Origin of the sequence: Microbacterium fluvii (assembly GCF_025515205.1) — a bacterium.
Taxonomy (GTDB): domain Bacteria; phylum Actinomycetota; class Actinomycetes; order Actinomycetales; family Microbacteriaceae; genus Microbacterium; species Microbacterium fluvii.
This window is the reverse complement of the sequence record NZ_JAOPFX010000002.1, coordinates 284,452-309,749: the sequence shown is the minus strand read 5'-3', so window position 1 is coordinate 309,749 and position 25,298 is coordinate 284,452. Positions and strand designations below refer to the sequence as shown.

24 protein-coding genes and 1 riboswitch are annotated in these 25,298 nt (G+C 70.7%); of the genes, 14 read left to right on the top strand and 10 right to left on the bottom strand.

Annotated elements, in window-relative coordinates:
- Nucleotides 1-40 precede the first annotated feature (40 nt).
- From OAW74_RS10115 to OAW74_RS10100, 4 genes are read left to right on the top strand one after another with little or no spacing between them, the layout of a single operon-like run.
- Entirely contained in the window at nucleotides 41-997 is a 957-nt protein-coding gene (locus OAW74_RS10115; RefSeq protein ID WP_262874239.1) for an ABC transporter ATP-binding protein, read from the top strand.
- Nucleotides 994-2,616 (top strand): ABC transporter permease, encoded by a 1,623-nt coding sequence (locus OAW74_RS10110; protein WP_262874238.1) that lies wholly within the window; start codon nucleotides 994-996, stop codon nucleotides 2,614-2,616. Before OAW74_RS10115 ends, OAW74_RS10110 begins: the two co-directional genes overlap by 4 nt.
- Complete coding sequence (locus OAW74_RS10105) at nucleotides 2,613-3,089, top strand: GbsR/MarR family transcriptional regulator (protein ID WP_262874237.1); 477 nt, start codon at nucleotides 2,613-2,615, stop codon at nucleotides 3,087-3,089. The genes OAW74_RS10110 and OAW74_RS10105 overlap by 4 nt, the downstream gene beginning before the upstream one ends.
- A 10-nt stretch (nucleotides 3,090-3,099) precedes the next feature.
- The gene (locus tag OAW74_RS10100; RefSeq protein ID WP_262874236.1) at nucleotides 3,100-4,080 is read left to right on the top strand and encodes a squalene cyclase; all 981 of its coding nucleotides are present in this window, start codon (nucleotides 3,100-3,102) and stop codon (nucleotides 4,078-4,080) included.
- A 6-nt stretch (nucleotides 4,081-4,086) separates the two neighbouring features.
- On the opposite strand, the gene OAW74_RS10095 is transcribed toward OAW74_RS10100, so the two are convergent.
- The 3 genes from OAW74_RS10095 to rlmN all read right to left on the bottom strand — a co-directional run bounded on the left by OAW74_RS10095 (nucleotide 4,087) and on the right by rlmN (nucleotide 6,250).
- A complete protein-coding gene (locus OAW74_RS10095; protein WP_262874235.1) occupies nucleotides 4,087-4,449 on the bottom strand; it encodes a VOC family protein in 363 nt (120 codons plus the stop codon).
- 75 nt (nucleotides 4,450-4,524) lie between these two features.
- Nucleotides 4,525-5,001: an NUDIX domain-containing protein gene (locus OAW74_RS10090; RefSeq protein ID WP_262874234.1), complete on the bottom strand. Its 477-nt coding sequence runs from the start codon at nucleotides 4,999-5,001 to the stop codon at nucleotides 4,525-4,527.
- Nucleotides 5,002-5,005: 4 nt separating this feature from the next.
- The gene (rlmN, locus tag OAW74_RS10085; protein WP_262874233.1) at nucleotides 5,006-6,250 is read right to left on the bottom strand and encodes a 23S rRNA (adenine(2503)-C(2))-methyltransferase RlmN; all 1,245 of its coding nucleotides are present in this window, start codon (nucleotides 6,248-6,250) and stop codon (nucleotides 5,006-5,008) included.
- A gap of 120 nt (nucleotides 6,251-6,370) precedes the next feature.
- Here rlmN and OAW74_RS10080 point away from each other — a divergent pair, with 120 nt between their 5' ends.
- On the top strand, nucleotides 6,371-7,198 hold the full coding sequence (locus tag OAW74_RS10080; RefSeq protein ID WP_262874232.1) for a hypothetical protein: 828 nt from the start codon (nucleotides 6,371-6,373) through the stop codon (nucleotides 7,196-7,198).
- 6 nt (nucleotides 7,199-7,204) lie between these two features.
- Here OAW74_RS10080 and mmuM read toward each other — a convergent pair whose 3' ends face one another.
- Complete coding sequence (mmuM, locus tag OAW74_RS10075) at nucleotides 7,205-8,080, bottom strand: homocysteine S-methyltransferase (RefSeq protein WP_262874231.1); 876 nt, start codon at nucleotides 8,078-8,080, stop codon at nucleotides 7,205-7,207.
- Nucleotides 8,081-8,129: 49 nt separating this feature from the next.
- Here mmuM and OAW74_RS10070 point away from each other — a divergent pair, with 49 nt between their 5' ends.
- From OAW74_RS10070 to OAW74_RS10050, 5 genes are all read left to right on the top strand, one after another.
- On the top strand, nucleotides 8,130-8,771 hold the full coding sequence (locus OAW74_RS10070; protein WP_262874230.1) for a LysE family translocator: 642 nt from the start codon (nucleotides 8,130-8,132) through the stop codon (nucleotides 8,769-8,771).
- Nucleotides 8,772-8,812: 41 nt separating this feature from the next.
- Entirely contained in the window at nucleotides 8,813-9,694 is an 882-nt protein-coding gene (locus tag OAW74_RS10065) for a PRD domain-containing protein (RefSeq protein WP_262874229.1), read from the top strand.
- Nucleotides 9,695-9,841: 147 nt separating this feature from the next.
- Entirely contained in the window at nucleotides 9,842-11,701 is a 1,860-nt protein-coding gene (locus OAW74_RS10060; protein ID WP_262874228.1) for a beta-glucoside-specific PTS transporter subunit IIABC, read from the top strand.
- Nucleotides 11,702-11,767: 66 nt separating this feature from the next.
- Nucleotides 11,768-13,186 carry a glycoside hydrolase family 1 protein gene (locus OAW74_RS10055; RefSeq protein WP_262874227.1) on the top strand — a complete coding sequence of 473 codons (1,419 nt, stop codon included), beginning with the start codon at nucleotides 11,768-11,770 and terminating at the stop codon, nucleotides 13,184-13,186.
- Nucleotides 13,183-14,004, top strand: coding sequence for a Cof-type HAD-IIB family hydrolase (locus OAW74_RS10050; protein ID WP_262874226.1), 822 nt, complete (start codon nucleotides 13,183-13,185; stop codon nucleotides 14,002-14,004). The genes OAW74_RS10055 and OAW74_RS10050 overlap by 4 nt, the downstream gene beginning before the upstream one ends.
- A 1-nt stretch (nucleotide 14,005) precedes the next feature.
- Here OAW74_RS10050 and OAW74_RS10045 read toward each other — a convergent pair whose 3' ends face one another.
- Genes OAW74_RS10045 through OAW74_RS10035 form a run of 3 tightly spaced genes read right to left on the bottom strand, consistent with a single transcriptional unit; the run spans nucleotide 14,006 to nucleotide 16,379 of the window.
- Entirely contained in the window at nucleotides 14,006-14,833 is an 828-nt protein-coding gene (locus OAW74_RS10045; RefSeq protein WP_262874225.1) for an SDR family oxidoreductase, read from the bottom strand.
- On the bottom strand, nucleotides 14,830-15,621 hold the full coding sequence (locus OAW74_RS10040) for an enoyl-CoA hydratase/isomerase family protein (protein ID WP_262874224.1): 792 nt from the start codon (nucleotides 15,619-15,621) through the stop codon (nucleotides 14,830-14,832). The genes OAW74_RS10045 and OAW74_RS10040 overlap by 4 nt, the downstream gene beginning before the upstream one ends.
- A complete protein-coding gene (locus OAW74_RS10035) occupies nucleotides 15,618-16,379 on the bottom strand; it encodes an SDR family NAD(P)-dependent oxidoreductase (RefSeq protein ID WP_262874223.1) in 762 nt (253 codons plus the stop codon). Before OAW74_RS10035 ends, OAW74_RS10040 begins: the two co-directional genes overlap by 4 nt.
- A 111-nt stretch (nucleotides 16,380-16,490) precedes the next feature.
- Here OAW74_RS10035 and OAW74_RS10030 point away from each other — a divergent pair, with 111 nt between their 5' ends.
- Both OAW74_RS10030 and OAW74_RS10025 read left to right on the top strand, forming a co-directional pair.
- Nucleotides 16,491-16,850 (top strand): DUF488 domain-containing protein, encoded by a 360-nt coding sequence (locus tag OAW74_RS10030; protein ID WP_262874222.1) that lies wholly within the window; start codon nucleotides 16,491-16,493, stop codon nucleotides 16,848-16,850.
- Nucleotides 16,847-17,260 (top strand): MmcQ/YjbR family DNA-binding protein, encoded by a 414-nt coding sequence (locus OAW74_RS10025; RefSeq protein ID WP_262874221.1) that lies wholly within the window; start codon nucleotides 16,847-16,849, stop codon nucleotides 17,258-17,260. Before OAW74_RS10030 ends, OAW74_RS10025 begins: the two co-directional genes overlap by 4 nt.
- Here OAW74_RS10025 and OAW74_RS10020 read toward each other — a convergent pair.
- From OAW74_RS10020 to OAW74_RS10010, 3 genes are all read right to left on the bottom strand, one after another.
- On the bottom strand, nucleotides 17,241-18,029 hold the full coding sequence (locus tag OAW74_RS10020; protein WP_262874220.1) for an energy-coupling factor transporter transmembrane component T family protein: 789 nt from the start codon (nucleotides 18,027-18,029) through the stop codon (nucleotides 17,241-17,243). The two genes, OAW74_RS10025 and OAW74_RS10020, sit on opposite strands and share 20 nt — an antisense overlap.
- Complete coding sequence (locus OAW74_RS10015; protein WP_262874219.1) at nucleotides 18,026-19,504, bottom strand: ABC transporter ATP-binding protein; 1,479 nt, start codon at nucleotides 19,502-19,504, stop codon at nucleotides 18,026-18,028. The genes OAW74_RS10020 and OAW74_RS10015 overlap by 4 nt, the downstream gene beginning before the upstream one ends.
- Nucleotides 19,497-20,120 carry an ECF transporter S component gene (locus OAW74_RS10010; protein ID WP_378733786.1) on the bottom strand — a complete coding sequence of 208 codons (624 nt, stop codon included), beginning with the start codon at nucleotides 20,118-20,120 and terminating at the stop codon, nucleotides 19,497-19,499. The genes OAW74_RS10015 and OAW74_RS10010 overlap by 8 nt, the downstream gene beginning before the upstream one ends.
- A riboswitch (TPP riboswitch) is annotated at nucleotides 20,119-20,228 on the bottom strand. Its footprint overlaps the gene before it by 2 nt.
- Nucleotides 20,229-20,266: 38 nt before the next feature.
- Between OAW74_RS10010 and OAW74_RS10005 the strand changes: the two genes are divergently transcribed.
- Complete coding sequence (locus tag OAW74_RS10005; protein WP_262874217.1) at nucleotides 20,267-21,817, top strand: D-alanyl-D-alanine carboxypeptidase family protein; 1,551 nt, start codon at nucleotides 20,267-20,269, stop codon at nucleotides 21,815-21,817.
- 217 nt (nucleotides 21,818-22,034) lie between these two features.
- Nucleotides 22,035-25,235 carry a glycosyl hydrolase 53 family protein gene (locus tag OAW74_RS10000; protein WP_262874216.1) on the top strand — a complete coding sequence of 1,067 codons (3,201 nt, stop codon included), beginning with the start codon at nucleotides 22,035-22,037 and terminating at the stop codon, nucleotides 25,233-25,235.
- Nucleotides 25,236-25,298: the final 63 nt, after the last annotated feature.

The window sequence follows — 25,298 nt, the reverse complement described above, 5'->3', positions numbered from 1 at the left end:
AGTATTCACAAAATTGTGAAGTCAGCGTATCGTACGGCTCATGACCACCGTCATCGACGCCCGCGGCCTCACCAAGCACTACGGCCGCATCCACGCTCTCGACGGACTCGACCTCGCCGTCGACGAAGGCCAGGTACACGGCTTTCTCGGGCCGAACGGCGCCGGCAAGACCACGACCATCCGCATCCTGCTGGGCCTCGCACGCAAGACCGGCGGCGAGGTCTCGGTGCTGGGAGGCGACCCATGGGTCGACGCTGTCGCCCTGCACCGCCGCATCGCGCACGTGCCGGGCGATGTGAGCATCTGGCCGAACCTCTCCGGCGGCGAGGCGATCGACCTGCTCGCACGCCTGCGCGGAGCCCGCTCCGCCGACCCGGCCTATCGCGACGAGCGGCAGCGACTGCTCGAGGCGTTCCAGTTCGACCCGCGCAAGAAGGGCCGCGCCTACTCCAAGGGCAACCGCCAGAAGGTCGCCCTGATCGCGGCGCTGGCCGTGCCTGCCGACCTCTACATCCTCGACGAGCCCACGAGCGGCCTCGACCCCCTCATGGAGCAGGTGTTCCGTCGCGAGCTGACGCGGGTGCGGGATGCCGGGGCCACGGTGCTGCTGTCGAGCCACATCCTCTCCGAGGTCGAGGTGCTCTGCGACCGCGTCTCGATCATCCGCGCCGGCCGCGTCGTCGAGTCGGGGTCGCTGGCCGACATGCGCCACCTGACCCGCACCGAGGTCTCGTTCGAGGCGACCGACGCCGCCGCGGTCGACGGGATCCCCGGCGCGCACGACGGCGGGTTCGCCGAGGGGCGCGCGCACTTCACGATCGACAGCGACGCCGTCGCATCCGCTCTGCCCGTGCTCGCCGCGCGCGACGTACAGGGTCTGCGGGTCGAACCGCCGTCGCTCGAGGAGCTCTTCCTGCGGCACTACGGAGACGACCTCGGTGAGGCCGGCACGACCGACGCGCCGCCGGCCACCCGTCGAGAACGGCGCCGATCATGAGCGGATTCGGCGCACTGCTGGCGCAGCGCCTGCGCCGCGACCGGATGCAGGTGCCGCTCTGGGCGGTCGGCACCGCCCTCCTCGCCTATCTCTCCTACGTGGGCGTCGCGCAGTCGTATGGCACGGAAGCAGACCGCGAGGCGCTGCTGTCGACGGTGATGGCCAACCGGGTCATCCTGCTCTTCCGCGGGCTCCCCTCGGGCGCCGACGACGGCGCGTTCATGCTGTTCCTGATCCTGCCGTTCCTCGTGATGATGGCGGCCTTCATGAGCACGTTCCTCGCCGTGCGGCACACCCGCGCAGACGAGGAGTCGGGTCGCGCCGAGCTCGTCGGGGCCACCGCGGCCGGGCGCCTCACGCCGCTCGCGGCGACGGCCGCGCACGGCCTGATCGCAGGCGCCATCCTCGCCGCGCTCACGACCCTCGCCTACCTCGCCGTCGGCCTGCCGGTGACAGGATCGCTGATCGCCGGGTGCGCGACGGGAGCCGCGGGTCTCACCTTTCTCGGAGTGGGCCTCGTGATGGGGCAGCTGTTCCGCACGCCGCGCGCCGCGAACGCGGCGTCGGTGTGGATCGTGCTGCTGACCTACCTCATCGCCGGCATCGGCAGTGCCCTCGGCACCCCGACGAGCGACCTGCAGCGGCTGGAAAGCTCATGGCTCGTGTGGCTGTCGCCCTTCGGCTGGGCCGAGCAGTCCCGCCCGTTCGCCGACGATGCCGGGTGGCCGGTCGTGCTGTGCGCCCTCGTCGGCCTGGCGCTCGTGGGCCTGGCGTTCGCCCTGCAGTCGGTGCGCGATCTCGGCTCGAGCTTCGTGGCCGAGCGCTCAGGGCGACCGGCCGCACGGCCCGCGCTCGCGTCGCCGATGGCTCTCGTGTGGCGCCTGAACACCGGCGCGCTGATCGGCTGGGCGATCGGGGGTCTTCTGACCGGGATGCTGGCGACCAGCCTCTCCGCGCCGCTGCAGGAGACCGCGGCCAGTCTGCCGTCGGTGGAGGCGATCCTGACGGCGCTGTCGGCGGGCGGATCGCTCGAGGAGGGGGCGGTGGTGATCTTCTTCACGATGCTCGGCATCCTCGCCGCGTGCTGCGCCGTGCAGGTGATCTGCCGTGCCAGGCAGGAAGAGACGCACGGCACCGCCGAGATCGTGCTGGCCGCACCGGTCGACCGCGCGCGGTGGCTCGCCGACTACGTCGTGGTGGCCTTCGCCGGCATCGTCATCGTCGTCGCCTCCGCCGTGGTCGGGGCCCTGCTCGGCATCGCGAGCCTGGACGATCCGGACTGGTCGCTGATGACCGACGTGCTGGTCACCGGCGGCGGGCAGGTGGCCGCGGCATCCGTGTTCCTCGTGATCACGGCGCTCGTGTTCGTGCTGGCGCCTCGCCTCACGATTCCGCTCGGGTGGACGCTCGTGATGGTCGGCATGATCCTGGGGCTCTTCGGCCCGCTGTTCGGTTTCCCCGATTGGCTCGTGAACCTCGCCCCCATCGGCGTCGCGCCGACGATGACTTCCGACGGTGTCGACCTCAAGGGACTCTGGTGGCTGCTGCTCGCGGTCGCCGTCGGCGCGACCGCGACGCTGTCGCTCATGCGCCGTCGCGAGCTGGCGGCCGACGGATGAGCGGCGCCGGCGGCGAGCACCGCGCGATCGAACCGGCCGAACAGGCGGCCGCGATGATGACGGCGGCAGGGATGCCGCGGATGCCGGCGAGGGTGATGATGGCGCTCGTCGCAGCGCCCGGCGAGGGCTACACCGCCGCCGATCTCGCCGACCGGCTGGGCGTCTCGGCGGCGGCCGTGTCGGGCGCCGTGCGCTACCTGCAGCGGGTGCACTTCATCCGTCGGCGGGCCGTACCCGGCGACCGGCGCGATCGCTACGAACTCGTGCCCGAGGTCTTCTACGGGTCGATGACGAGCAACACGGCGCTCTACGAGCACTCGGCCGACCTCATGGATCGCATCGCCGACGAGACCTCCGATGACGCGGTGGCGCAGGAGCGAGCCGCCGAGATGGCGGCGTTCTTCCGGTTTCTCGCCGAGCGGATGCCGCGGCTCATCGACGAGTGGGAGCACCGCCGCTCGGCGGGGGCCTAGCCTGTTGGCCATGACGACGTCGGCCGACGACCTTCTGCCCTGGCTGCTCGACTCCGACCCTGCGCTGCGCTGGCAGGTCGAGCGCGACCTGGTCGGCGCCGCGCCCGAGCAGTGGCAGGCGACGCGCGCGCGGGTGGCGACCGAGGGCTTCGGGGCGGCGCTGCTGGCCAGGCAGGATGCCGACGGGCAGTGGGCGAACGGCGCGTTCTTCCCGGGCGACGACGCACCCGACGAGGCCCGCAGCGAGCACCCCGATGGGCGGGGCCAGCCGTGGACGGCGACGACGTGGAGCCTCAACTCCCTGCGCGAGTGGGGAACGGATGCCGCCGCCCTGGCCGGCACCGTCGAGAAGCTCGCCGCGAACTGCCGGTGGGAGTACGACGACCTGCCGTACTGGCAGGGCGAGGTCGACTGCTGCATCAACGGCTACACCCTCGCCACCGGCGCGTGGCTGGGCGCCGACGTGTCCGCCCTGGCGGAGTGGTTCCCCGCACATCAGCTCCCCGAGGGCGGCTGGAACTGCGAGTGGGAGGAGGGCTCGACCCGCTCGTCGTTCCCCTCGACCCTCAACGCCCTCAAGGGCATGCTCGAGTGGGAGCAGCGCACCGGCTCCGACGCTCAGCGTGCCTCGCGATGGCGAGGGCAGGAGTTCCTGCTGGAGCGGCGCCTGCTGTTCCGGCGGACCACGGGCGAGCTCTTCGCGCCGTATGCGACGCACATCGCCTATCCGTTCCGCGCGTACTACTCCGCACTCAACGCCGCCGACTACTTCCGCGCCGCCTCGCTGCACGACGGGGTGGCGCCCGACGAGCGCATCTCCGACGCGATCACGGCAGTGCGCGAGAAGCGCCGGCCCGACGGAACATGGATGCAGGAGCGCCGGCATCCGGGCGCCGTCTGGTTCGAGATCGACGTGCCCGCCGGTGAGCGCTCGAAGTGGCTGACCCTCATCGGCACGCGTGTGCTCGACTGGTGGGACGCCGCGCACTGACGCCCGTCACATGCCGGTGCTGCCCTCGAACAGGCCGATCGCGTTGCCGTCGGGGTCGCCGATGACGGCCCACCAGCTGGTCGGGGTGATCTCGCTCTTGGCCATGAACACCGTGGCGCCGGCAGCTTCGGCAGCCTCGACCGTCTGGTCGATCGAATCGACCTCGACGTACGAGCGCGGCTGCGTGAAGCCCTCGCTGCGCGGAGCGAGTCCGCCGCCGCTGATCTTGTTGGGCGCATGCCACATGGGGTAGCCCTCGAAGCCGGGCACCTCGGCGATCTGCCAGCCGAACAGGCGCGAGTAGAACTCGCTCGCCCTGCCCAGGTCGCTGACCGGGATGTCGATGTGGGTGATGTCTCCGTGCGCCATGATGCGCCTCCTCGTGAGTCCGACCCGCCCAGTGTGCACCGGGGGTCCGACACCGGCAACGGGGTCGGTGAGCCCCTAGCGATCGAGGGCCGCGAGGTGCTGCTCGAGCGCGGCCAGCGCGGGCCGCTGGCCCTTCACGAGACGGGTGGCGGCCGCATCCGTCGTCGTCCACGCGGCGCGGTCGACCTCGGGGAACCGCTGCGTGCGACCCGACCGCGGCGGCCACTCGAGCTCGAACTCGCCGAACACCGCGCCGTCGAGCGAGAACGCCGTGCCGTCGGCGACGAACACCGTGACGCGCTTGCCCCCCGAATACGCCCACGTGCCGAGCTCGGCGAGCGGAGCGGGAGGGTCGAGGCCGAGCTCCTCACGGAACTCGCGCACCGCGGCGTCGGCGGGCGCCTCGGTCTCGGGGTCGAACTCGCCCTTCGGGATCGACCACGCGGCATCGTCTTTGCCCGCCCAGAACGGGCCGCCCATGTGCGCGATGAGCACCTCGGTGCCGCCGCCCGTCAGGCGGTAGAGCAGGATGCCGGCGCTGCGGGCCGCCATGAGATCAGACCTCGGCGGGAACGGATGCGGCGACCGCCGCGTCTTCTTCGGTGGCGACGAGCTGGCCGCACGCGCCGTCGATCTCTTTGCCGCGGGTATCGCGCAGGGTCGTCGGGATGCCGGCGTCGTTGAGTCGGCGCACGAACTCGTTCTGCACGTCGACGTCGGAGGAGGTCCAGATCGAGCCGGGGGTCGGGTTGAGCGGGATCGGGTTGACGTGCACCCAGCCGCGTCCGCGCTCGTTGAGCTTGGTCGCCAGCAGATCGGCGCGCCACGCGTGGTCGTTCATGTCTTTGATGAGCGCGTACTCGATCGAGACGCGGCGGCCGGTCTTCTCGAAGTACTCGCGGGCCGCGTCGAGCGCCTCGTCGACCTTCCACCGGGAGTTCACCGGGATGAGCTCATCGCGGAGGCGATCGTCGGGTGCGTGCAGCGACAGGGCGAAGGTCACCGGGATGCTCTCGTCGGCGAGCTTGCGGATCGCCGGCACGAGACCCACCGTCGACACGGTGATGCCGCGGGCGCTCATGCCCATGCCGTGCTTCTTGTCGGTCATCACCCTGACCGCCTGCATGACGCGGGCGTAGTTGGCCAGCGGCTCGCCCATGCCCATGAACACGATGTTGGTGACGCGCTCGCCCTCGTGGCCGACGCGGCGGGGGTCGCCGAGACCGCCGTCGGCGATGAGCCGGTTGGCGCGCACGATCTGCTCGATGATCTCGGCCGCCGACATGTTGCGGGTCAGGCCCGCCTGGCCGGTGGCGCAGAACGGGCAGTTCATTCCGCAGCCGGCCTGCGACGACACGCAGAGGGTGATGCGGCCCGGGTAGCGCATGAGCACCGACTCGACGAGCGCGCCGTCGTGCAGCTTCCACAGGAACTTGATGGTGTCGCCGCGGTCGGTCTCGAGCCGGCGCACCTCGGTCAGAAGCGGCGGCAGCATGCCGTGCACGAACTGCTCGCGCCCCTCGGCGGGCAGGTCGGTCATCTGGGCCGGGTCGTGCGTGAAGTGCTGGAAGTAGTGCTTCTCGAGCTGCTTCGCCCGGAAGCCCGGCAGGCCGAGCTCTTTGACCTTCTCGACGCGCGCCTCCGGGGTGAGGTCGGCGAGGTGCACGGGCGGCTTGCCGCGCTTGGGCGAGGCGAACTGCAGGAGCGGGCGCCCCTCGGCATCCTTCTGCTGCGTCCACCCCTCGGTGGCGGGCCGCACCTGGCGGGGCTTCGTGGCGCGCACGGGAGTGGGTTCGGTCATTCCTCCAGGGTAGAGGAGGCACCTGGGCAGCGCCGGGGAGCGGGCGTACCGTGAAGAGGTGGACGCGAGGGGGCGGGCCTTCGACATCGCCCGGCGGGGTGCGCACGCGGAGCGCGCGTGATGGATGCTGCCGCCCGCGCCGAGCTGGATCGCCTGCGCCGCCGGGTGTACGGCCCCGACGCCGGCGCCACCTCGGCCGAGATCGCGCGCCTCACCGAACTCGAAGCGGTCGCCCATGCGGCGGCGCGGCCCACGACAGGTGCGGACGCCGACACGTCGGCCGCTCGCATCACTCCCCCTCGGGGCGTCGCCACCGCTCCCGCGCGGAGCCGCACCTCGGCGGCGCCCCTCTCGCAGACGCCCCCGGCGACCGGCCGCTCGGCGGCGGCCCCCTCCGAGCGCGGCGGGCGCACGGCCCGCGCGGTCGCGGTCGGCATCGTGGTGATCGCCGCCGCCGCCGTCGTGGGCCCCTACCTCGTGCGCCTTCTCGAACAGCGCGCCCCGGAGCGCACCGTGGTGATCGAAGCGGCCGAGGCCTACACGCTCGTGCGAGACCCCGACGCGATCGTGCTCGAGCGCATTCCCCTCGAGACCGACTACGACCAGCACCTCGTGCCGCAGAGCGAGCGCCCGCACTTTCCCAGCAGCGGCGAGGTGAATTGGGCGTTCTCTGCCGGCACGCTCTATGGCTGGGAGGTGTGGCTCGGCGGCGTCGACGGCGTCGCCCAGCCGGTCGACTGCATCGCGCTGCGCCGAGACGACACGACCCGCGCCCGCTGCGTCAACGCCGTGCTGCGCGGCCAGAGCGCCCTGGCCGCGACCCTGCCCTACGACCTCATCCCCGCCGGCGACCGGCCTGCGCAGATGACGCCACGGCAGCGCATCGGGCTGTGGTGGACCGGCGGCGACACCGGCGTGATGGTGCTGCTGGCCGATGCGCGCGAGTGAGCGGGGTCAGCGGCGCTGTGCGACCCGTGCGGCGACGTCGGCGATGTCGGCCGGCGTCGTGCGGCAGCATCCGCCGACGAGGCGGACGCCGGCGTCGAGCCAGACGTCGACCAGGCCGACAACCGCCCCGCCGTCGCCCGCCCAGCGGCGATCGGCGGCGATCCAGCGCTCGCCGCTGTTGGGATATGCCACGAAGGGAATATCCACCTCGACCTCGGCGAGCGCCGACAGCACCGACTCGGGCGGGCAGCAGTTGACGCCGACCGCGACGACGCCCTCGGCAGAGGCCGCACCGCGCAGCGCGGCTGCGAGCGAGTCCGCGTCGAAGCCGGTGCTCGCCGCCGACAGGCTCACCCACACCGGCACGCCGAGCCCTTCGATCTCGGCGCACATGGCCTCCACCTCGGCGGGGCTCGGGACCGTCTCGACCGCCAGCAGGTCGGGCCCGGCGTCGGCGAGCACGTGAAGCCGACGACGGTGCCACGCGCGCAGCTCGGCGACTCCGACGCCGTAGTCGCCGGTGTATTCGCTGCCGTCGGCCCGCGCGGCGCCGAAGGGCCCCACCGATGCCGCCACGAGCGGCGCTCCGGCCTCGCGGGCGAGGCGGATGCTGCGCTGCAGCAGCGCGTCGACGCCTGCGTCATCGAACCCCGCCGCGCCGAGCCCGTCGTAGCTCACCTGGTACGACGCGGTCGTGGCCACCTGCGCCCCCGCGGCGGCGAACTCGGCATGCGCGGCCCGCACCTCGTCGGGCTGTTCGGCCAGCAGCCGAGCCGACCACAGCGACGACGACAGATCGTGGCCCCGAGACTCGAGCAGCGTGCCGAGCCCGCCGTCGAGCACGATCGGCCCGGCCGCCAGCATCTCGGTGAGGTGCGCCATCCGCTCACTCTAGGCGCGCGCCCACCCGCCCCGGCACTAACCTTGACCGGTGGTCCCGCTCGACAACCTCCTCGCGTTCGCGCTCGCCTCGCTCGTGCTGATCGTCATCCCGGGCCCCGCCGTGCTGTTCTCGGTCGGCCGCACGCTCGCGCTCGGCCGCGCGGGAGGCCTGCTCAGCGTCGTCGGCGTGACGCTCTCGCTCTTTCCGATCGTGGGGCTGGTCGCTCTCGGGGTCGGCGGCATCGTCGCGCAGTCGGTCGTGCTGTTCACGGTGCTGAAAGTCGCCGGCGCCCTCTACCTCGCCTGGCTCGGCGTGCAGGCGATCCGCCACCGCAAGCAGGCGGCCGCCGCCGCGATCGACCCCGCGGCCCTCCCCCGCACCCACGGCCGGCAGCTCTGGCAGGGCTTCGTCGTGGGCATCACCAACCCCAAGACGATCGCCTTCTTCGTGGCCGTGCTCCCCCAGTTCGTCGACCTCTCCGCGGGATCCGTGCCGCTGCAGATGATGGAGCTCGGCCTCGTCTTCGGCGTCATCGGCGTCGTCTCCGACACGTGCTGGGTGCTGCTGGCCGCTGCCGCGCGCGCGTGGTTCGCCAAGTCGCCCCGGCGCATCGAGCGCCTCACCGCCACCGGCGGCGGCATGATGGTCGGCCTCGGCGGCATCCTGCTCGTCTCCGGCGGCAGCCACTGAGGCTCGGCCTCCCGCATCCGCTTCGCTCCTAGACTGCTGGCATGGCCGACGGCACCGATGCGCACCTGACCGGCACGGTCGTGCACAAGGTGCTCAACAACAACGTCGTGATCTCGATCGACGAGTCCGGCCGCGAGCGGGTGCTGATGGGCCGCGGGCTGGGCTTCGCCCTCAAGCCCACCGACGTCATCGACCCGGCGCGGGTCGAGAAGACCTTCGTGCTCGATGGCGGCGATGACGGCGACCGCGCGGTTCAGATGCTGACCGATGTGCCCTACCCGGTCATCGAGGCGGTCTCCCGCGCCGTCGACGAGGCGGAGCGGATGCTGGAGCGCAGCCTCGGCCGGCGCTTCACCATGGCCGTAATCGACCACATCCAGTTCGTCCGAGAGCGGCTCGCACAGGGAATCCGCATCCCCACCGCCTCGATGCCCGAGCTGCGGGTGCTGCATCCCCAGGAGTTCGCGACCGCCGAGGCCATGGCAGCCTCGATCGGCTCGGCGCTGGAGATGACCCTCCCCGACGAAGAGGCCGTCTTCCTCACGATGCACCTGCTCAACGCCACCCGCGACGAGCCCAACGGCACCGCCGCACTGCTGTTCCGCCGCGTGCAGCACGTCGTGCACACCGTCGAGAACGGGCTGGGGGTGACGCTCGATGCGACCAGCCCCGACTACGCGCGATTCATCCTGCACGTGCAGTTCCTGCTGCAGCGGCTGGTCAACCGCAGCATGCTGCACAGCCAGGACTCGTCGTTCTTCGAGTTCGCCAAGCACAGCTATCCGCGGTCGTTCGAGATCGCCGAGCAGGTCAAGGACTACGTGCGCGAGGCGACCGGATCGGAGCTCACCGACGAGGAGCTGCTCTACGTCATCGTGCATGTCGAGCGGCTGAAATCGCAGCTTTCCTTGCCCACGGAGTGATCCATGCGCTAGCATGAGCATCAGATCTCCGGATCGTTACTGCATCAGCAGGCGAAACCTGGACTCATCGAATGCCATTTCGGGCATTCTCCGAGTCCAGGTTTTTTTGTTGCCCGGGGACCCTTAATGGAAAGGTGGGCGGATCCGATGGCGGATTACGCGAAGACCGCGGCGGGCGTGCTCAAAGGCGTCGGCGGCGAAGAGAACGTGCAGAACCTGGTGCACTGCGCCACGCGTCTGCGCTTCGTCCTGAAGGACGACAGCAAGGCCGACACCGCGGCGGTCAAGGCGATCCCCGGTGTCGTGACGGTGGCGCAGGCCGGCGGCCAGTACCAGGTCGTCATCGGCAACGACGTGCCGGAGGTGTTCGCCGAGATCGGCAAGATCTCGAAGTTCGGCGGCACCGAGTCGGCCCCTGCTGAGGCGGGCCCCAAGGGGAGCCTGTTCACCCGCTTCATCACGATGATCTCGGGCATCTTCACCCCCGTGCTGTGGACGCTCGCCGGCACCGGTCTGCTGAAGGCGTTCCTCGCCGCAGCCGCGACCTTCGGCTGGATCGACACGGCGGGCTCGACCTACCTCGTGCTGTACGCGCTGTCCGACGCGTTCATCAACTTCCTGCCGATGGCCCTGGCGATCACCGCCGCGCGCTACTTCAAGGCGAACGAGTGGACGTCGCTGGCGATCGCCGGTGCGCTGCTCTACCCGACGATCACCGCCGCGGTCGGCGCCGAGGGCCTCACGCTCTTCGGCATCCCGTTCACGATGGTCAGCTACGTCTCAAGCGTCATCCCGATCGTCATCATCGTGTGGCTGCAGAGCCACGCCGAGAAGTTCCTCTATGCCAAGCTGCACAGCTCGGTCAAGCGCTTCCTCACCCCGATGATCGTCGTGCTGGTCGCCGTTCCGATCGTGTTCCTCGTCATCGGCCCGATCTCCGACCTGCTCGGCGGCTGGCTGGGCGACGGCATCGGCTGGGTCTTCAGCGTCGTGCCGTGGCTGGGCGGCGCCATCATGGGCGGCCTGTGGCAGGTGTTCGTGATCTTCGGTCTGCACTGGGGTCTCGTGCCGGTCTTCCAGATCGAGTTCCAGACGACCGGTCAGATGCTGCTCATCGCCCCCGTCTTCGCCGCCGTGCTCGCCCAGGCAGCCGCCGTCGCAGGTGTCTGGGTGCGTGCCCGCAACAAGAACCTCAAGTCGCTCGCGGCCCCCGCGACGCTCTCGGGCTTCCTCGCCGGCATCACCGAGCCCGCCATCTACGGCATCAACCTGCCCCTCAAGCGGCCCTTCGCCTTCGGCATCGTCGGCGGCGCGATCGGCGGCGCGATCATCGCGATGGGCGGCGTGTTCTCCACGGCGTTCGTCGTGCCCTCGGCCCTCGCCCTCCCGGCGCTGCTGGGCAACGGCAACATGTGGTTCCTCGTGTTCGGCCTCGGCGCCGCGATCCTCATCCCGTTCCTCATGGTCGTGCTGATCGGCTTCAAGGAGCCGGCCGAGGAGGCCCCCGCGGCCGTCGCCACCGACGACGTCGAGATCACGAGCCCCGTCGACGGCACCGTCGTGCCGCTGAGCGAGGTTCCGGATGCGGCGTTCGCCAGCGGCGGCCTGGGTGAAGGCGTCGCGATCAAGCCCGCCTCTGGTGCCGTGTTCGCCCCGTTCGACGGCACGGTGGTCGCCGCGTTCCCCACCGGGCACGCGATCGGGCTGCGCAGCGTCAACGGCGCCGAGGTGCTCATCCACATCGGCATCGACACGGTCAAGCTGAACGGCGAGCACTTCACGCTGCACGTCACCAGCGGCCAGGAGGTGAAGGCCGGCGACCTGCTGGTCGAGTTCGACGGCGACGCGATCGAGCGCGCAGGCTACGACACCATCACCCCCGTCATCGTCACCAACGGCGACGCGTTCCCCGCCATCGGCGATGAGGCCGCAGGCCCCGTCGCCCACGGCGACCCGCTGTTCCTCGCGGTCGCGGCCCACGTGCCCGACGCCGTGGCGGTCAACTAGAGCAATGCCGGCGGGTGGGGTGCAGCAGCATCCCACCCGCCTCACCCGAAGAGAGACATACAGAACATGAGCACGCAGATCACCTTCCCCGACGGCTTCCTCTGGGGCGGCGCGACCGCCGCCAACCAGCTCGAGGGCGCCTACGACCAGGGCGGCAAGGGGCTGTCGGTGCAGGACGTCATGCCCCGCGGCATCGTCGGCCCGCGCACCGCCGAGCCCACGCCCGACAACCTCAAGCTCGTCGGCATCGACCACTACCACCGCTATGCCGAAGACATCGCGCTGTTCGCCGAGATGGGCTTCAAGACCTACCGCTTCTCGATCGCGTGGAGCCGCATCTTCCCGCTGGGCGACGAAGAGGCGCCCAACGAGGAGGGCCTGGCCTTCTACGACCGGCTTCTCGACGAGCTCGAGAAGCACGGCATCGAGCCGCTCGTGACGATCTCGCACTACGAGACGCCGCTGCACCTGGCAGAGACCTACGACGGCTGGACCGACCGCCGCATGATCGGCTTCTACGAGCGCTACGCCCGCACCCTGTTCGAGCGCTTCGGCTCGCGCGTGACCTACTGGCTGACCTTCAACGAGATCAACTCGCTGCTGCACGCCCCCTTCATGTCGGGCGGCATCAACACCCCGAAGGACGAGCTCGACGAGCAGACCCTCTACCAGGCGATGCACCACGAGCTCGTGGCATCCGCCCGGGCCACCCGCATCGCGCGCGAGGTCGCCCCGAACGCGCAGATCGGCTGCATGGTGCTGTCGATGCCCGTCTATCCGCTGAGCCCGTCGCCCGCCGACGCACTCGCGGTGATGGACTTCGACCACTCCAACCTCGTCTACGGCGACGTGCACACCCGCGGCGCCTACCCCGGCTACTTCCTGCGGACCCTCCGCGAGAAGGGCATCGAGCTCGAGATCACCGACCAGGACCGCGAAGACCTCGCCCACACGGTCGACTTCGTCTCGTTCAGCTACTACATGTCGGTCGCCGCGACCGCCGACCCGGCCAAGAAGGTCTCCGGCGAGGGCAACATCATGGGCGGCGTTCCCAATCCCACGCTCGAGGCGAGCGAGTGGGGCTGGCAGATCGACCCGGTGGGGCTGCGCATCGTGCTCAACCAGTTCTGGGACCGCTGGCAGAAGCCGCTGTTCATCGTCGAGAACGGCCTGGGCGCGAAAGACCAGCTGGTCGAGGTCGACGGCGTCAAGACGGTCGTCGACGACTACCGCATCGCCTATCTCAACGACCACCTCGTGCAGGTGGGCGAAGCGGTGCTCGACGGCGTCGACGTGCTCGGCTACACCACGTGGGGCTGCATCGACCTCGTCTCGGCGTCGACGGCGCAGCTGAGCAAGCGCTACGGCTTCATCTACGTCGACCGCAATGACGACGGGTCGGGCACCCTCGAGCGCTTCAAGAAGAAGTCGTTCGACTGGTACACCGAAGTCATCCGCACCAACGGGGCATCCTTGAAGGCATGACCTCCTCGCGCATCGCCTTCCTCGACGTCGACGGCACGATCCTCGACCACGGCCGAACGGTCGCACCCTCGACGGTCGAAGCGATCCGCGGAGCCCGCGCGGCCGGCCACCTCGTGCTTCTGAGCACGGGGCGGTCGGCCGCCGACATCCACCCCGAGGTGCGCGCCATCGGCTTCGACGGCGCCATCACCAACGGGGGCGCGTTCGCGACCGTGGGCGACGAGACCGTCGTGGCCCGGCCCATGCCGCGGGCCGCCGCACAGCGGCTCATGGCCTACTTCGACGAGCACGGCATCCACTTCTTCCTGCAGTCCGACGACGGCGTCTATGCCAGCGCGCGCGTGCGCGAACTGGTCTCGTCGCTCGCCTCCCGCTGGATGCAGCGCCCTGACAACGTCGCGATGCCGAGGTTCCACGACCTCGACGGCATCGACATGGATGCGGTGGCCAAAGCCGTCTTCGTGAGTGACCGCACCGGGACCGTCGACCAGGTGCAGGCCGACCTCGGCGCCTCGTTCCACGTGGTGCCCGGATCGATGCCCCTGCCCGGCGGCTCGAACGGCGAGGTGGGGCTCCGAGGCGTGACCAAGGGCTCCGCCATCACGACGGTGCTCGAGCACCTCGGCCGCACGGCGGCGGATGCGATCGGCATCGGCGACAGCTGGAACGACGTCGAGATGTTCGAGGTCTGCGGCGTGGGCATCGCGATGGGCAACGCCGAGCCCGAGCTGCAGGAGCGCGCCGACGAGATCACCACGTCGGTCGCCCACGACGGCGTCTACAACGCCTTCGTGAAGCACGGGCTCATCCCGGGCTGACTCAGAGGAAGATATCCGGGAACAGCTCGGAATCCGGGGTGCCCGGCACGGCGGCATAGCCCGAGAAGTCGGTGACGCCGGCGGCCTCCAGCACGTCTTCGACGATGAGGGTCTGCCCGGTGTACTCGCGCGAGGGCTTCAGCAGGATCTCGTAGGCCGCGTCGGCGTAGATCTCGGGCGTGCGGCTGACCCGCATCATCCGGTCGCCGCCGAGCGAGAACTGCACGGCCGCGGTGGCGATCGTCGTCCGAGGCCACAGTGTGTTGGCCGCGACGCCGGCATCGGCGAGCTCTGCCGCCAGGCCCAGCGTCGCCATCGTCATGCCGTACTTCGCGAGCGTGTAGCCGGTGTGCGCGCCGAGCCACTTCGGGTCGAGGTTCAGCGGCGGCGACAGCGAGAGGATGTGCGGGTTCTCGGCATCCTTCAGGATCGGGGCCGCCGCCCGCGAGAGCATGAACGTGCCCCGGACGTTGACGTCCTGCATGAGGTCGTACTTCTTGGCGGCGAGGTCGAGCGAGCGCGACAGGTCGATGACCGACGCGTTGTTGACGACGATGTCGATACCGCCGAACTCGCCCTGGGTCTTCAGCACGGCCTCGGTGATGTCGTCGTCATTGCGCACATCGCCGACGATCGGCAGCGCCTGACCGCCCGTGGCCCTGATCTGCTCGGCCGCGGAGTGCACCGTGCCCTCGAGCTTGGGGTGCGGAGTGTCGGTCTTGGCCAGCAGGGCGATGTTCGCGCCGTCGCGCGCAGCGCGCAGCGCGATCGCCAGGCCGATGCCGCGGCTGCCGCCCGACATCAGGATGGTCTTGCCCGCGAGGGTCATGAGTTCTCCTTGGTTGCTGCGGTCTTGCGGGATGCGGCGGCGAACGCCGCGATGCGGGCGCGGGCCGCATCGGTGCCGAAGGCGGCTCCGATGGTCGCCGCCTCGTCGTCGAGGTTGGTCGAGAACGGCCGGTGGGCGCCCGTGCGCACGAGGCGCTTGGCCTGGCCGAAGGCCGCGGTCGCGCCGTCGAGCCAGAAGGCGGCGATCTCTGCGGCACGGGAGGCGACGGCATCCGCGCCGACGACCTCGGCGACCAGGCCCCACTCGAGTGCCGTGGCCGCGTCGATCGTGGTGTCCTGCAGCAGCAGCTGCAGAGCACGGCGCTGGCCGATCGCGGCCGGCAGCAGCGTCGAGACGCCGAGGTCGGGGGTCAGGCCGATGTTCGCGTACTTCGAGACGAACTTCGCGCGGTCGCTCGCGACGATGTAGTCGGCCGCGAGCATGAGTCCGAGGCCCCCACCCGCGACCGCGCCCTGCACCGCGGCGACGATCGGCTTGTCGGACTCGACGAACGTGCGGATGCCCTCGTGGATCACGTGCGCCATCTGGGCGATCTCGTCGCTGCCCGAGACGGCGGAGCTCATCGCGACGACATCGCCGCCGGCGCAGAACGCGGGGCCTGCGGCATCCAGGATCACCGCTCCCACCGCCGGGTCGCTCGTGACCTGCCGCGCGACGTCGCGCCAGCGCGCGCCCATCTCGAGGTCCATCGCGTTGAGCGACGCAGGGCGGTTGAAGGTGACGCGGGCCAGGCCCGCCTCGATGTGAAGGAGGATCGTGTCGCTCATCGCGGTGCCATTCTGATCGAGCCGTCGAGGCGGATGGTCTCGCCGTTGAGGTAGCCGTTCTCGACGATGTGCTGCACGAGCGCGGCATACTCGTCCGGCTTGCCGAGGCGGGCGGGGTAGGGCACCTGCTGGCCGAGACTCTGCTGGGCGGCCTCGGGCAGGCCCGCGAGCATCGGGGTCTCCATGATGCCCGGGGCGATCGTGCAGACGCGGATGCTGTGGCGCGCGAGCTCGCGCGCGATCGGCAGGGTCATGGCGTGCACGCCGCCCTTGCTCGCCGAGTAGGCGGGCTGGCCGATCTGGCCGTCGAAGGCGGCGACGCTCGCGGTGTTGACGATGACGCCGCGGTCGCCGGAGTCGGCCGGCTCGGTCTTCGCGATCGCGGCCGAGGCCTGGGCGATCATGTTGTAGGTGCCGATGAGGTTGATCTGGATGATGCGGGCGAAGTCGGCGAGGCTCCCCGGGTTGCCGTCGCGGTCGAGCACCTTGGCCGGCGGAGCGATGCCGGCGCAGTTGACGACGATGCGCAGGGGCCCCAGGCTCGCGGCCGTCGCGACGGCAGCGGCGACCTGGCTCGGGTCGGTGACGTCGGCGGGGGCGAACGCGCCGCCGAGCTCGGCTGCGGCCTCGGCGCCGGTCGAGCCGGGCAGGTCGACGATCGTCACGATCGCGCCGGCCGCGGCGAGGCGCTTCGCGGTCGCAAGCCCGAGTCCGCTCGCGCCGCCGGTGATCAGCGCGGAGCTGCCGGTGATCTGCATGGGTTCTCCTTCGAACGACGGATGCTGCGGCATCCAGTGTCAGCATACGCGGCACTCAGTACCAGCACGCATCCTCTTCCAGGGTATCGGCGGCCGGTGTTGACTGGGCGGATGCAGCTCAAGCTCAAGCGCGTGTACGAGCCGGCCGACCCCGGCGACGGGTTCCGCGTGCTCGTCGACCGGCTGTGGCCTCGAGGGGTGTCGAAGGAGCGCGCGGCGATCGATAGGTGGGGCAAGGATGTCGCGCCGAGCGCCGAGCTGCGCCACGCGTTCCACCACGAGGAGATGGGGTGGGACGCCTTCGCCGCCGCCTATGGCGCCGAGCTCGCGGGGCCTGCGCGAGGAGCCCTCGACGCGCTGCGGGGCGAGCTCGGGGCCCACCCGGTCGTGACGCTGGTGTTCGCGAACCACGACCTCGTGCACAACCACGCCCTGGTGCTGCGCGACGCGCTGGAGGGCACGCCGCCGTGAGCCACCCGATCATGTTCGACGACGACGACCCGGTGCTGGGGCGGGTGCGCCGGGTCGCGCTGGCGCTCCCCGAGGCCGACGAGAAGGTGTCGCACGGGCGCCCGACCTTCTTCACGACCAAGGTGTTCTGCTATTACGGAGGCTCGCAGCGCATCGACGACGAGTGGGTGCGCCACGACCGCGCGGTGCTGGTCGTCCCCGACCCCGGCGACGCCCCCGCTCTGCGACAGGACCCGCGGTTCTGGGTGCCCGCCTATCTCGGCCCTCGGGGCTGGCTCGGCCTCGATCTCGACGAACGCGCCGACTGGGGCGAGATCGCCGAGCTCATCGACGCGTCGTACCGGGCGACCGCGGCGAGGCGCCTCGTGCGGCGGCTCGACGACGAAGGACTCAGCCCGGGCCGAGGATGAAGTTCCACGCCCCCGTGGCCACGGCGGCGACGATCGCGACGGCAGCGATCGTGAGGCCCAGGGCGATCAGCATCCATTCCCGCCGGCCGAACGGCGATGGCCGCGCCCACGTGCGCTGCCCCGGCGCACCGAAGCCGCGCGCCTCCATCGCGGTCGAGAGCTTCGCGCCCCGGCGGATCGACAGCACGAGCAGCGCGAAGGCCATGCCGGCGAAGCGCCGCAGCCGCCCGCGGTCGGCTACGCCGCGCGCACGGCGGGCGAGCTCGAGCGCACGCCAGTCGTCGAGGAAGAGCCCGACCATCCGCAGCCCCGCGAGCCCGCCCATGACGAAGCGGGCCGGCAGCCGCAGCACCTGGCCGAGGCCGTCGGCGAGATCGGTCGGGTCGACGGTGGCGAACAGCACGACCGATGGCAGCGCGATCGCGAGCACCCGCAGCATCGTCGCCAGCGCCAGCTGCAGCGAGCCCTCGCTGATGCGCACCAGGAACCAGTCGACGTAGACCGTGCCGCTGGTCTCTCCGTAGAGCGCGATCGTCACCGCCGTCAACGGCGCCAGCACCCACACGATCGCCGTGCGCGACCAGAACTCGCGCCAGCCGAGCCCCGCGAACGGGAACAGCAGCAGCTCGAGCACGAGGGCGACGCCGGCCGAGACGGGATCGAGAGTCAGCACGAGCGGAATCGTCAGCGCGGCGGCTGCGCCGAGCTTCGCGACGGGGTTGATGCCGGCCAGCGGCCCGGAGCGCGCGCGGGACTCGAGCAGGGTCATGCCGGCACCGCCTCGAAGGCGAAGCGGCGCGCGTGCAGCGCGGCGACGATGTCGGCGTCGTGCGTGATCGCGACCAGCGCGGTGCCCTCGCCGGTCGCGTCGCCTGCGTCGCGCAGAGCCGCCAGCATCCGCACCAGCTCGCCCCACGTGCGGGCGTCCTGTCCGAACGTCGGCTCGTCGAGCACGAGCACGCGGGGCCTGGTCGCGAGCGCTGCCGCGACCGTGAGCCGCCGCTTCTCGCCGCCCGAGAGCGTATAGGGGTTGGCACGGGCGAGGCGGTCGAGGCGCAGCCGCTCGAGCAGCTCATCGACGCGCACGGCCGTCTCGGCCTCGCCGAGCCCCAGCGCGCGGGGGCCGACCTCGAGTTCGTCGCGCACGGTGCGCCCCAGCAGCTGGTGCTCGGGCTCTTGGAACACCATGCCGAGCCGTGTGAGCAGTTCGCGCGAGCGCCAGTCGATCGGCTGCGGGCCGACGCCGGCGGCGAGCGCGGGCGCGGCCGCGAGCAGACCGGATGCCGGGGCCAGCAGTCCCGCCAGCGTGAGGCCGAGCGTGGACTTGCCGGCTCCGTTGGGCCCCGTGATCGCGAGCGCCTCTCCCGCGCGCACATCGAGGTCGATGCCGGAGGCCACCGCCTGACCGCGCACCCGCTGCACGGCGAGATCGCGGGCGCACAGCAGCACCTCGCCCGGCTCGCGCGCCGGAGCCGGAGGAAGCTCGGGTCGATGGCCGGGCACCCAGACCCCCTGGGCCGCCAGCGCCGCACCCTCGGCGGCGAACACCTCGTCGGGGGTGCCGTCGGCGATCACGCCGCCGCCGGCGGCCAGCACGATGACGCGATCGACCAGCGGCAGCCACACCTCGACACGGTGCTCGACGACCACGAGCGTCGTGCGCCGATCGTCGACGAGCCGCGCGACGGCACCCTGCACCTCGGCGACCCCGTCGGGGTCGAGGTTGGCGGTGGGCTCGTCGAGCAGCAGCAGCCCCGGGCGCATCGCGATCGCCCCGGCGAGGGCGAGCCGCTGCTTCTGCCCGCCCGACAGGGCCTTGGTCGGCCGGTCGAGGGGCACGTCCAGGCCCACGGCGTCAAGCGCCTCCCGCACCCTGGTCCAGATGAGCTCGCGCGGCACGCCCAGGTTCTCGCAGCCGAACGCGACGTCGTCGCCGACCCTGGCGAGGATCACCTGCGCATCGGGGTCCTGCAGCACGAGCCCTGCGCGCCCCCGCGCGCGGGCCGCCGGCATCCGATCGATGAGCAGTTCGCCGACCTGCTCGCCCTCTTCGTCGCCGCCGAGCACGCCGGCAAGACCCTGCAGCAGCGTCGACTTGCCCGCGCCCGACGCGCCCAGCAGCAGCACGCGCTCACCGGGCTCGATGCGCAGCGTGGCCCCCGCGACCGCCCAGGCGCGGCGGCCGGAGTGCCGCCACCCCCAGCCGCGCGCCTCGACGGCAGACGGATGCAGCGTCTCAGACACGCTCGCGCACGGCCGCCCCGGAGGCGAACCGGTCGAGGGCTCCCGTGGCGGCCAGGCCCCTGGCCAGCAGCCACGACAGTCCGCCCGCGATGACCGCGCCCGAGATCGCGGTGCTCACGAGATACACGGCGGTGAAGGCGGGACCCGCGCCCGCATACCAGAGCACGAGGTTGTTGATGCCTCCGGCCAGTGCCGCGCCCACGCCGGCGAGAACGGCGACCGGCAGGTTCCAGCGGCGGTAGAGGAACAGCGCGAAGACGAGCTCGGCGCCGAGGCCCTGCACGAGCCCCGCCTCGATCGTGAGGAAGCCGCCCCACGTGTTGCCGACCAGCGCGCTCACGACGGCGGCGAGGGTCTCGGTGTAGATCGCGGCGCCGGGCTTGCGGATGATCAGCGCCCCGAGCACGCCGGCGAACAGCCAGGGGCCGTCGAGCAACCCCTGCAGGCCGGGCAGCAGCGGCTCGAGCAGGCTCTTGGGCCCGACGTAGGCGACGTTCCAGAAGAGGAAGATCAACCCCGCGGCGACCCCGACGACGCTGGCGACGACGATGTCGACGACTCTCCAGCGCAGAGTGCGGACGGATGCTGCCGCCCCGGTGGGCGTAGACGTGGACATGTGCATTTCTGCTCCTCCCTGCGCCGGCATGATCCGGATCAGGTTCGACGGTCGAAGCGTGGGTCGCTTCCTCTCAGCCCGGCTCACCGGACTCCCGTGGTTTCGCCGATGAGTATACGCCGACGGCGACAAGGTAGGTTTGGCGGGTGACTCAGGAGGAGACGCCGCCCACGCGCCGCAGACGTCGCGAGCAGGAGGCGGCGCGTGAGGCCGAGTCGACGCCGGTCGACCCCGACGACGAGGGGATCGACGACGAGCTGCCCGTCGAGTCGTCGCTGTCTGCTGCACCTGTGCTCGCCACCGCCTCGGCGCCCTCCGGCGACCTCGATGTCTCCGGACTGTTCGAGCAGAAGCCGCGCACCGCGGCCCTCACCTGGGTCGACGAGAACACGGTGGTGCGCCCTCTGACCAAGGCCGAGATCGCCGAGGCTGCGAGCCCGTACATCCCCGTCACCGCCGACCTGCTCACCGACGACGAGCCCCTGCGCTCACCGCTGCGTCGACGCATCGCGCTCGCGATCACGGCGGTGGTGCTGATCGTGGCCGCGTACGCGGCGGCGACCCTGCTCTGGCCGCTGACCGCCGTCACCCCGACCGCGGAAGCGGTGACCGTGACGTCGGCGGCGGCCCCCGCATCCGCCGCCGCGTGGCCGGCCGACGGCACCGCCGCCGTCGCGGTGGAGGGCATCGACCAGCTCGCGAGCGCGAACGACGACGTGCTCTCGATCGCCTCGATCACCAAGGTGGTCACCGCGATGCTCGTGCTCGAGGCTGCACCGCTGGCCGAGGGCGAGAGCGGCGACGCGTTCTCGTTCACCTACGCCGACAGCCAGGACTACTGGGCGTACCTCTACCGCAACGAGTCGGCGCTCGACGTGCCGGTGGGGGGCACCCTGACCGAGCTGCAGCTGCTGCAGGGCATGCTGATCGGCTCGGCGAACAACTACGCCGATCGACTGGCGAGCGAGTACTGGAGCTCGGATCGCGCCTTCGTGAAGGACGCGAAGGCGTGGCTGGCCGAGCACGACCTGTCGGGCATCACGATCACCGATCCCACCGGCATCGATGCCGGAAACACGGCCGACGCCGCGTCGCTGGTGCACCTGGGCGAACTCGCGATGCAGAACCCGGTGTTCGCCGAGATCGTCGGCACCGAGTCGATCGAGTTGCCCGGCGCGGGCGAGGTCGAGAACACCAACGAGCTGCTGGCCGATTCGGGAGTGCTCGGCATCAAGACGGGCTGGCTCGAGGGGTACAACCTGCTGTCGGCGAGGGAGATCGTCGTCGGAACGACGCCCGTGGTCATGTATGCCGCCGTGCTCGGGCAGACGAAGGACGAAGACCGCTTCGACACGTCGCGCGACCTCTATCTGAGCGTGCAGAAGGAGCTCGTGCCGATGACCGCCGTTCCCGCCGGCACCGTCGTCGGCACCGTCGAGACGGCATGGGGCGAGCAGGTGGATGCGGTCACCACGGCCGACGCGCAGGCGATCCTGTGGAACGGGGCATCGGCGACGACCGAGGCCACGCTCGACCTCGGCAGTGCCCGCTCGGAGGGCGCCGTGATCGGCTCGCTGGCGGTGACAGGACCCCTCGACGACACCACTGTCGAGGTGGCACTGGCGGGCGACATCGAAGACCCGTCGGCGTGGTGGCGCCTGACGCACCCCCTGCAGCTGTGGGGGCTCGTCGGCTGATCCCGGTCGCGGCCTCGTGCACCGCCGAGCCGCCCACAGATAACGAAATGATCTCGGAGTGTGGTCAGGCCTTACCTGGGTGAGGCCGTTCGCTCTACGCTGGGACCGGTCACAGACTGTGACCGGTCACAGTCTCTGCGTTCTGACCAGGATGGCGACGACGCCGAGAGCTACGACCAGTCGAAGGGGATTGGAAGGCAGACGTATGAAACGGTTCGTGTCGAGAGCCATCGCGGTAGCGACGGCGGCGGCGATGCTGGTGATGGCCGGGGCCTCACCCGCGCTCGCCCAGGACGACCCTGTCGAAGCGGGGATCTTCGTCGAGAAGGTCGACGGCCTCTCCGACGACTTCAAGATGGGCGTCGACATCTCGTCGTACCTCTCGCTCATCGAGTCGGGCGTCGTGTTCCGCGACGACGAAGGACAGCCCGCGAACCTCTTCGAGGTGCTCGCCGATCACGGTGTCACCGACGTGCGCCTTCGCGTGTGGAACGATCCGTTCAACTCCACGACGGGCCAGGGATACGGCGGCGGCAACGTCGACGCCGAGCGCGCCGCCGAGATCGGCGCACTCGCCACGGCCGCGGGGCTGAGCGTGTTCGTCGACTTCCACTACTCGGACTTCTGGGCCGACCCCGGCAAGCAGAAGGCACCCAAGGCCTGGTCGAGCTTCACGATCGACCAGAAGGTCGCTGCCGCCAAGGAGTACACGATCAGCGCCCTCGAGCTCATGGCCGAGGCCGGCGTCGACGTCACCATGGTGCAGGTGGGCAACGAGACCACCAACGGCGTCGCCGGCGAGACCAACTGGACGAACATCTCGAAGATCTTCCAGGCGGGCTCCGAGGGCATCCGTCAGGTGTTCCCCGACGCGCTCGTCGCCGTGCACTTCACCAACCCGAACCGGGCGAACTACACGACCTTCGCGGGGTACCTGAAGACGAACAACGTCGACTACGACGTGTTCGCGTCGTCGTACTACGCGTTCTGGCACGGCACGCTGGCGAACCTCAAGAGCGAGCTCAACAAGATCGTGAACCAGTACGGCAAGAAGGTGCTCGTCGCCGAGACCTCGTGGGCGTACACCCTCGACGACTTCGACGGTCACGACAACGTCATCCGCACGGCCGCGGCCGCCACCCAGTACCCCGTGTCGGTGCAGGGACAGGCGCGGGCGCTGCGCGACGTGATCGCGACGGTCAGCTCCGTGGACCAGAACGCCGGCATCGGAGTCTTCTACTGGGAGCCGGCCTGGCTGCCGGTCGGCACCGCCGACACCCTCGAGGCCAACAAGGTGCTGTGGGAGCGTGACGGCTCCGGCTGGGCGAGCTCGGCGGCCGCCGAATACGACCCGGCGGACGCCGGCGTCTACTACGGCGGCTCGGCCTGGGAGAACCAGGCGCTGTTCGCCGCGAACGGCACCCCGCTCGAATCGCTCTCGACGTTCGACTACGTCTACACCGGAACCACCACCGACCGGGAGGTCGTGTCGTACCAGTCGGTGTCGCTGACCTTCGCCGCCGCGTCGGCTGTCGCGCTGCCCGCCACGGTGACGGTCGAGTACAACGACGGCTCCACCGGAACCGCCGAGGTCACCTGGTCCGACGCCGCGTCCTGGATCACGAGCCCGGGCTCCTACACCGTCTCGGGCGTCACCGCCGAGGGCCTCGCGGTCAGCGCGAGCATCACGGTCACCGCGTCGACGACCAACTACGTCGTCAACCCCGGCTTCGAGAACAGTGCGGCGACGCCGTGGGCGGTCTCCGGCTCGGGTGGCTCGATCACCACGACCACCGACGCCTCCTCGGGCACCAAGGCCTTCAAGTTCTACTCGGCCAACACCATGACCACCGCGGTCACCCAGACCATCACCGGGCTGGACGAGGGCACCTACCTGCTGTCGGCGGTCGCGCACGGCGGCGCCTTCACCTCGGGATCGGCGACGCTGCGAGCCGTCACCTCGGTGGGCACGTACGAGACCCCGCTGAAGATCACCGCATGGGGCGAGCACAACGCCTCGAGCGTCGTGGTCGAGGTCGGCTCGAACGGGCAGGCCGTCGTCTCGGGTGCACTGGCGTCCGCATCCGCCGGCACGTGGGGCACGTTCGACGACTTCGCCCTCATGAAGTACTCCGCGTCCGACATCGACACCACCGAGCTCGCGGCACTCGTCGCGCAGGCCGATGAGGTGAGCCGTTCGCTGTACACCGACGCCTCGCTCGCCGAGCTCGATCGGGCGCTCGAGAAGGCGCGGATCGTGCTGGCGGCATCGGCTCCCACCGAAGACCAGGCGACGACCGCCGTCGCGCTGCTCACCGCCGCGCTCGACGGTCTCGAGCTGGTCACCCCGCCCGCGATCACGGCCGTGTCGGCACCGACCCTCACCGGGACGGCTCGCGCAGGCGAGACGCTGACCGCGACGGCCGGCGAGTTCGAGCCCGGCACCGCCGCCGTCGAGCTGCAGTGGCTGCGCGACGGCGAAGCGATCGCAGGCGAGAACGGCGAGGCCTACACCGTCACCGCTGCCGACCGAGGCGCGCAGATCGCGGTGCGGGCGACGGCGACACTCGACGGCTACACGTCGGCATCCGCTGACTCGGAGCCGGTGACGATCGACCGCGTGTTCTCGACGATCGGCACCCCGGCGATCACCGGCACCGCCCAGGCCGGCAAGACGCTCACCGCGCAGCCCGGCACGTGGACTCCCGCCGCGGAGGAGCTCGCGTACCAGTGGTCGGTCGGCGGCACTCCGGTCGAGGACGCCACGTCGGCGACCTACCTCGTCGCGACGGCCGATCGAGGCAAGTCGATCACCGTCGCGGTGACGGCGTCGCGCGCGGGCTACGAGCCCGCCACGGCGACCTCGGCCTCGGTCACGGTGGCGAAGGTGTTCACCAGCGTCTCGACGCCGAAGATCACCGGCAGCGCGAAGGTCGGCAACAAGCTCAACGCGAGCATCACGGTCAGCCCGACGGCGTCGACCAAGACCTACCAGTGGTACGCCGACGGCAAGGCGATCTCGGGCGCGAAGAGCTCGACCTACACCGTGAAGAAAGCGGATGCGGGCAAGAAGCTCACCGTGAAGATCACGGTCGCGAGAACCGGCTATGAGTCGGTGACCAAGACCTCGGCGTCGACCACCGTGGCGAAGGTGTTCACGAGCGTCTCGACGCCGAAGATCACCGGCACCGCGAAGGTCGGCAAGAAGCTCACCGCGAGCATCACGGTCAGCCCGAAGGCCTCGACCAAGACGTACCAGTGGTACGTCAACGGCAAGGCCATCTCGGGAGCCAAGAAGTCGACCTACACCGTGAAGAAGGCGGATGCGGGCAAGAAGCTCACCGTCAAGATCACGGTCGCTCGGAGCGGCTACCAGAGCGTGAGCAAGGTGTCGGCCGCCACCAAGATCGCCAAGTAGCGGCGAACGGACCCCCCGGGGGAAGGGCCGCCTCGCCGCACGGCGTGGCGGCCCTTCTCCGGT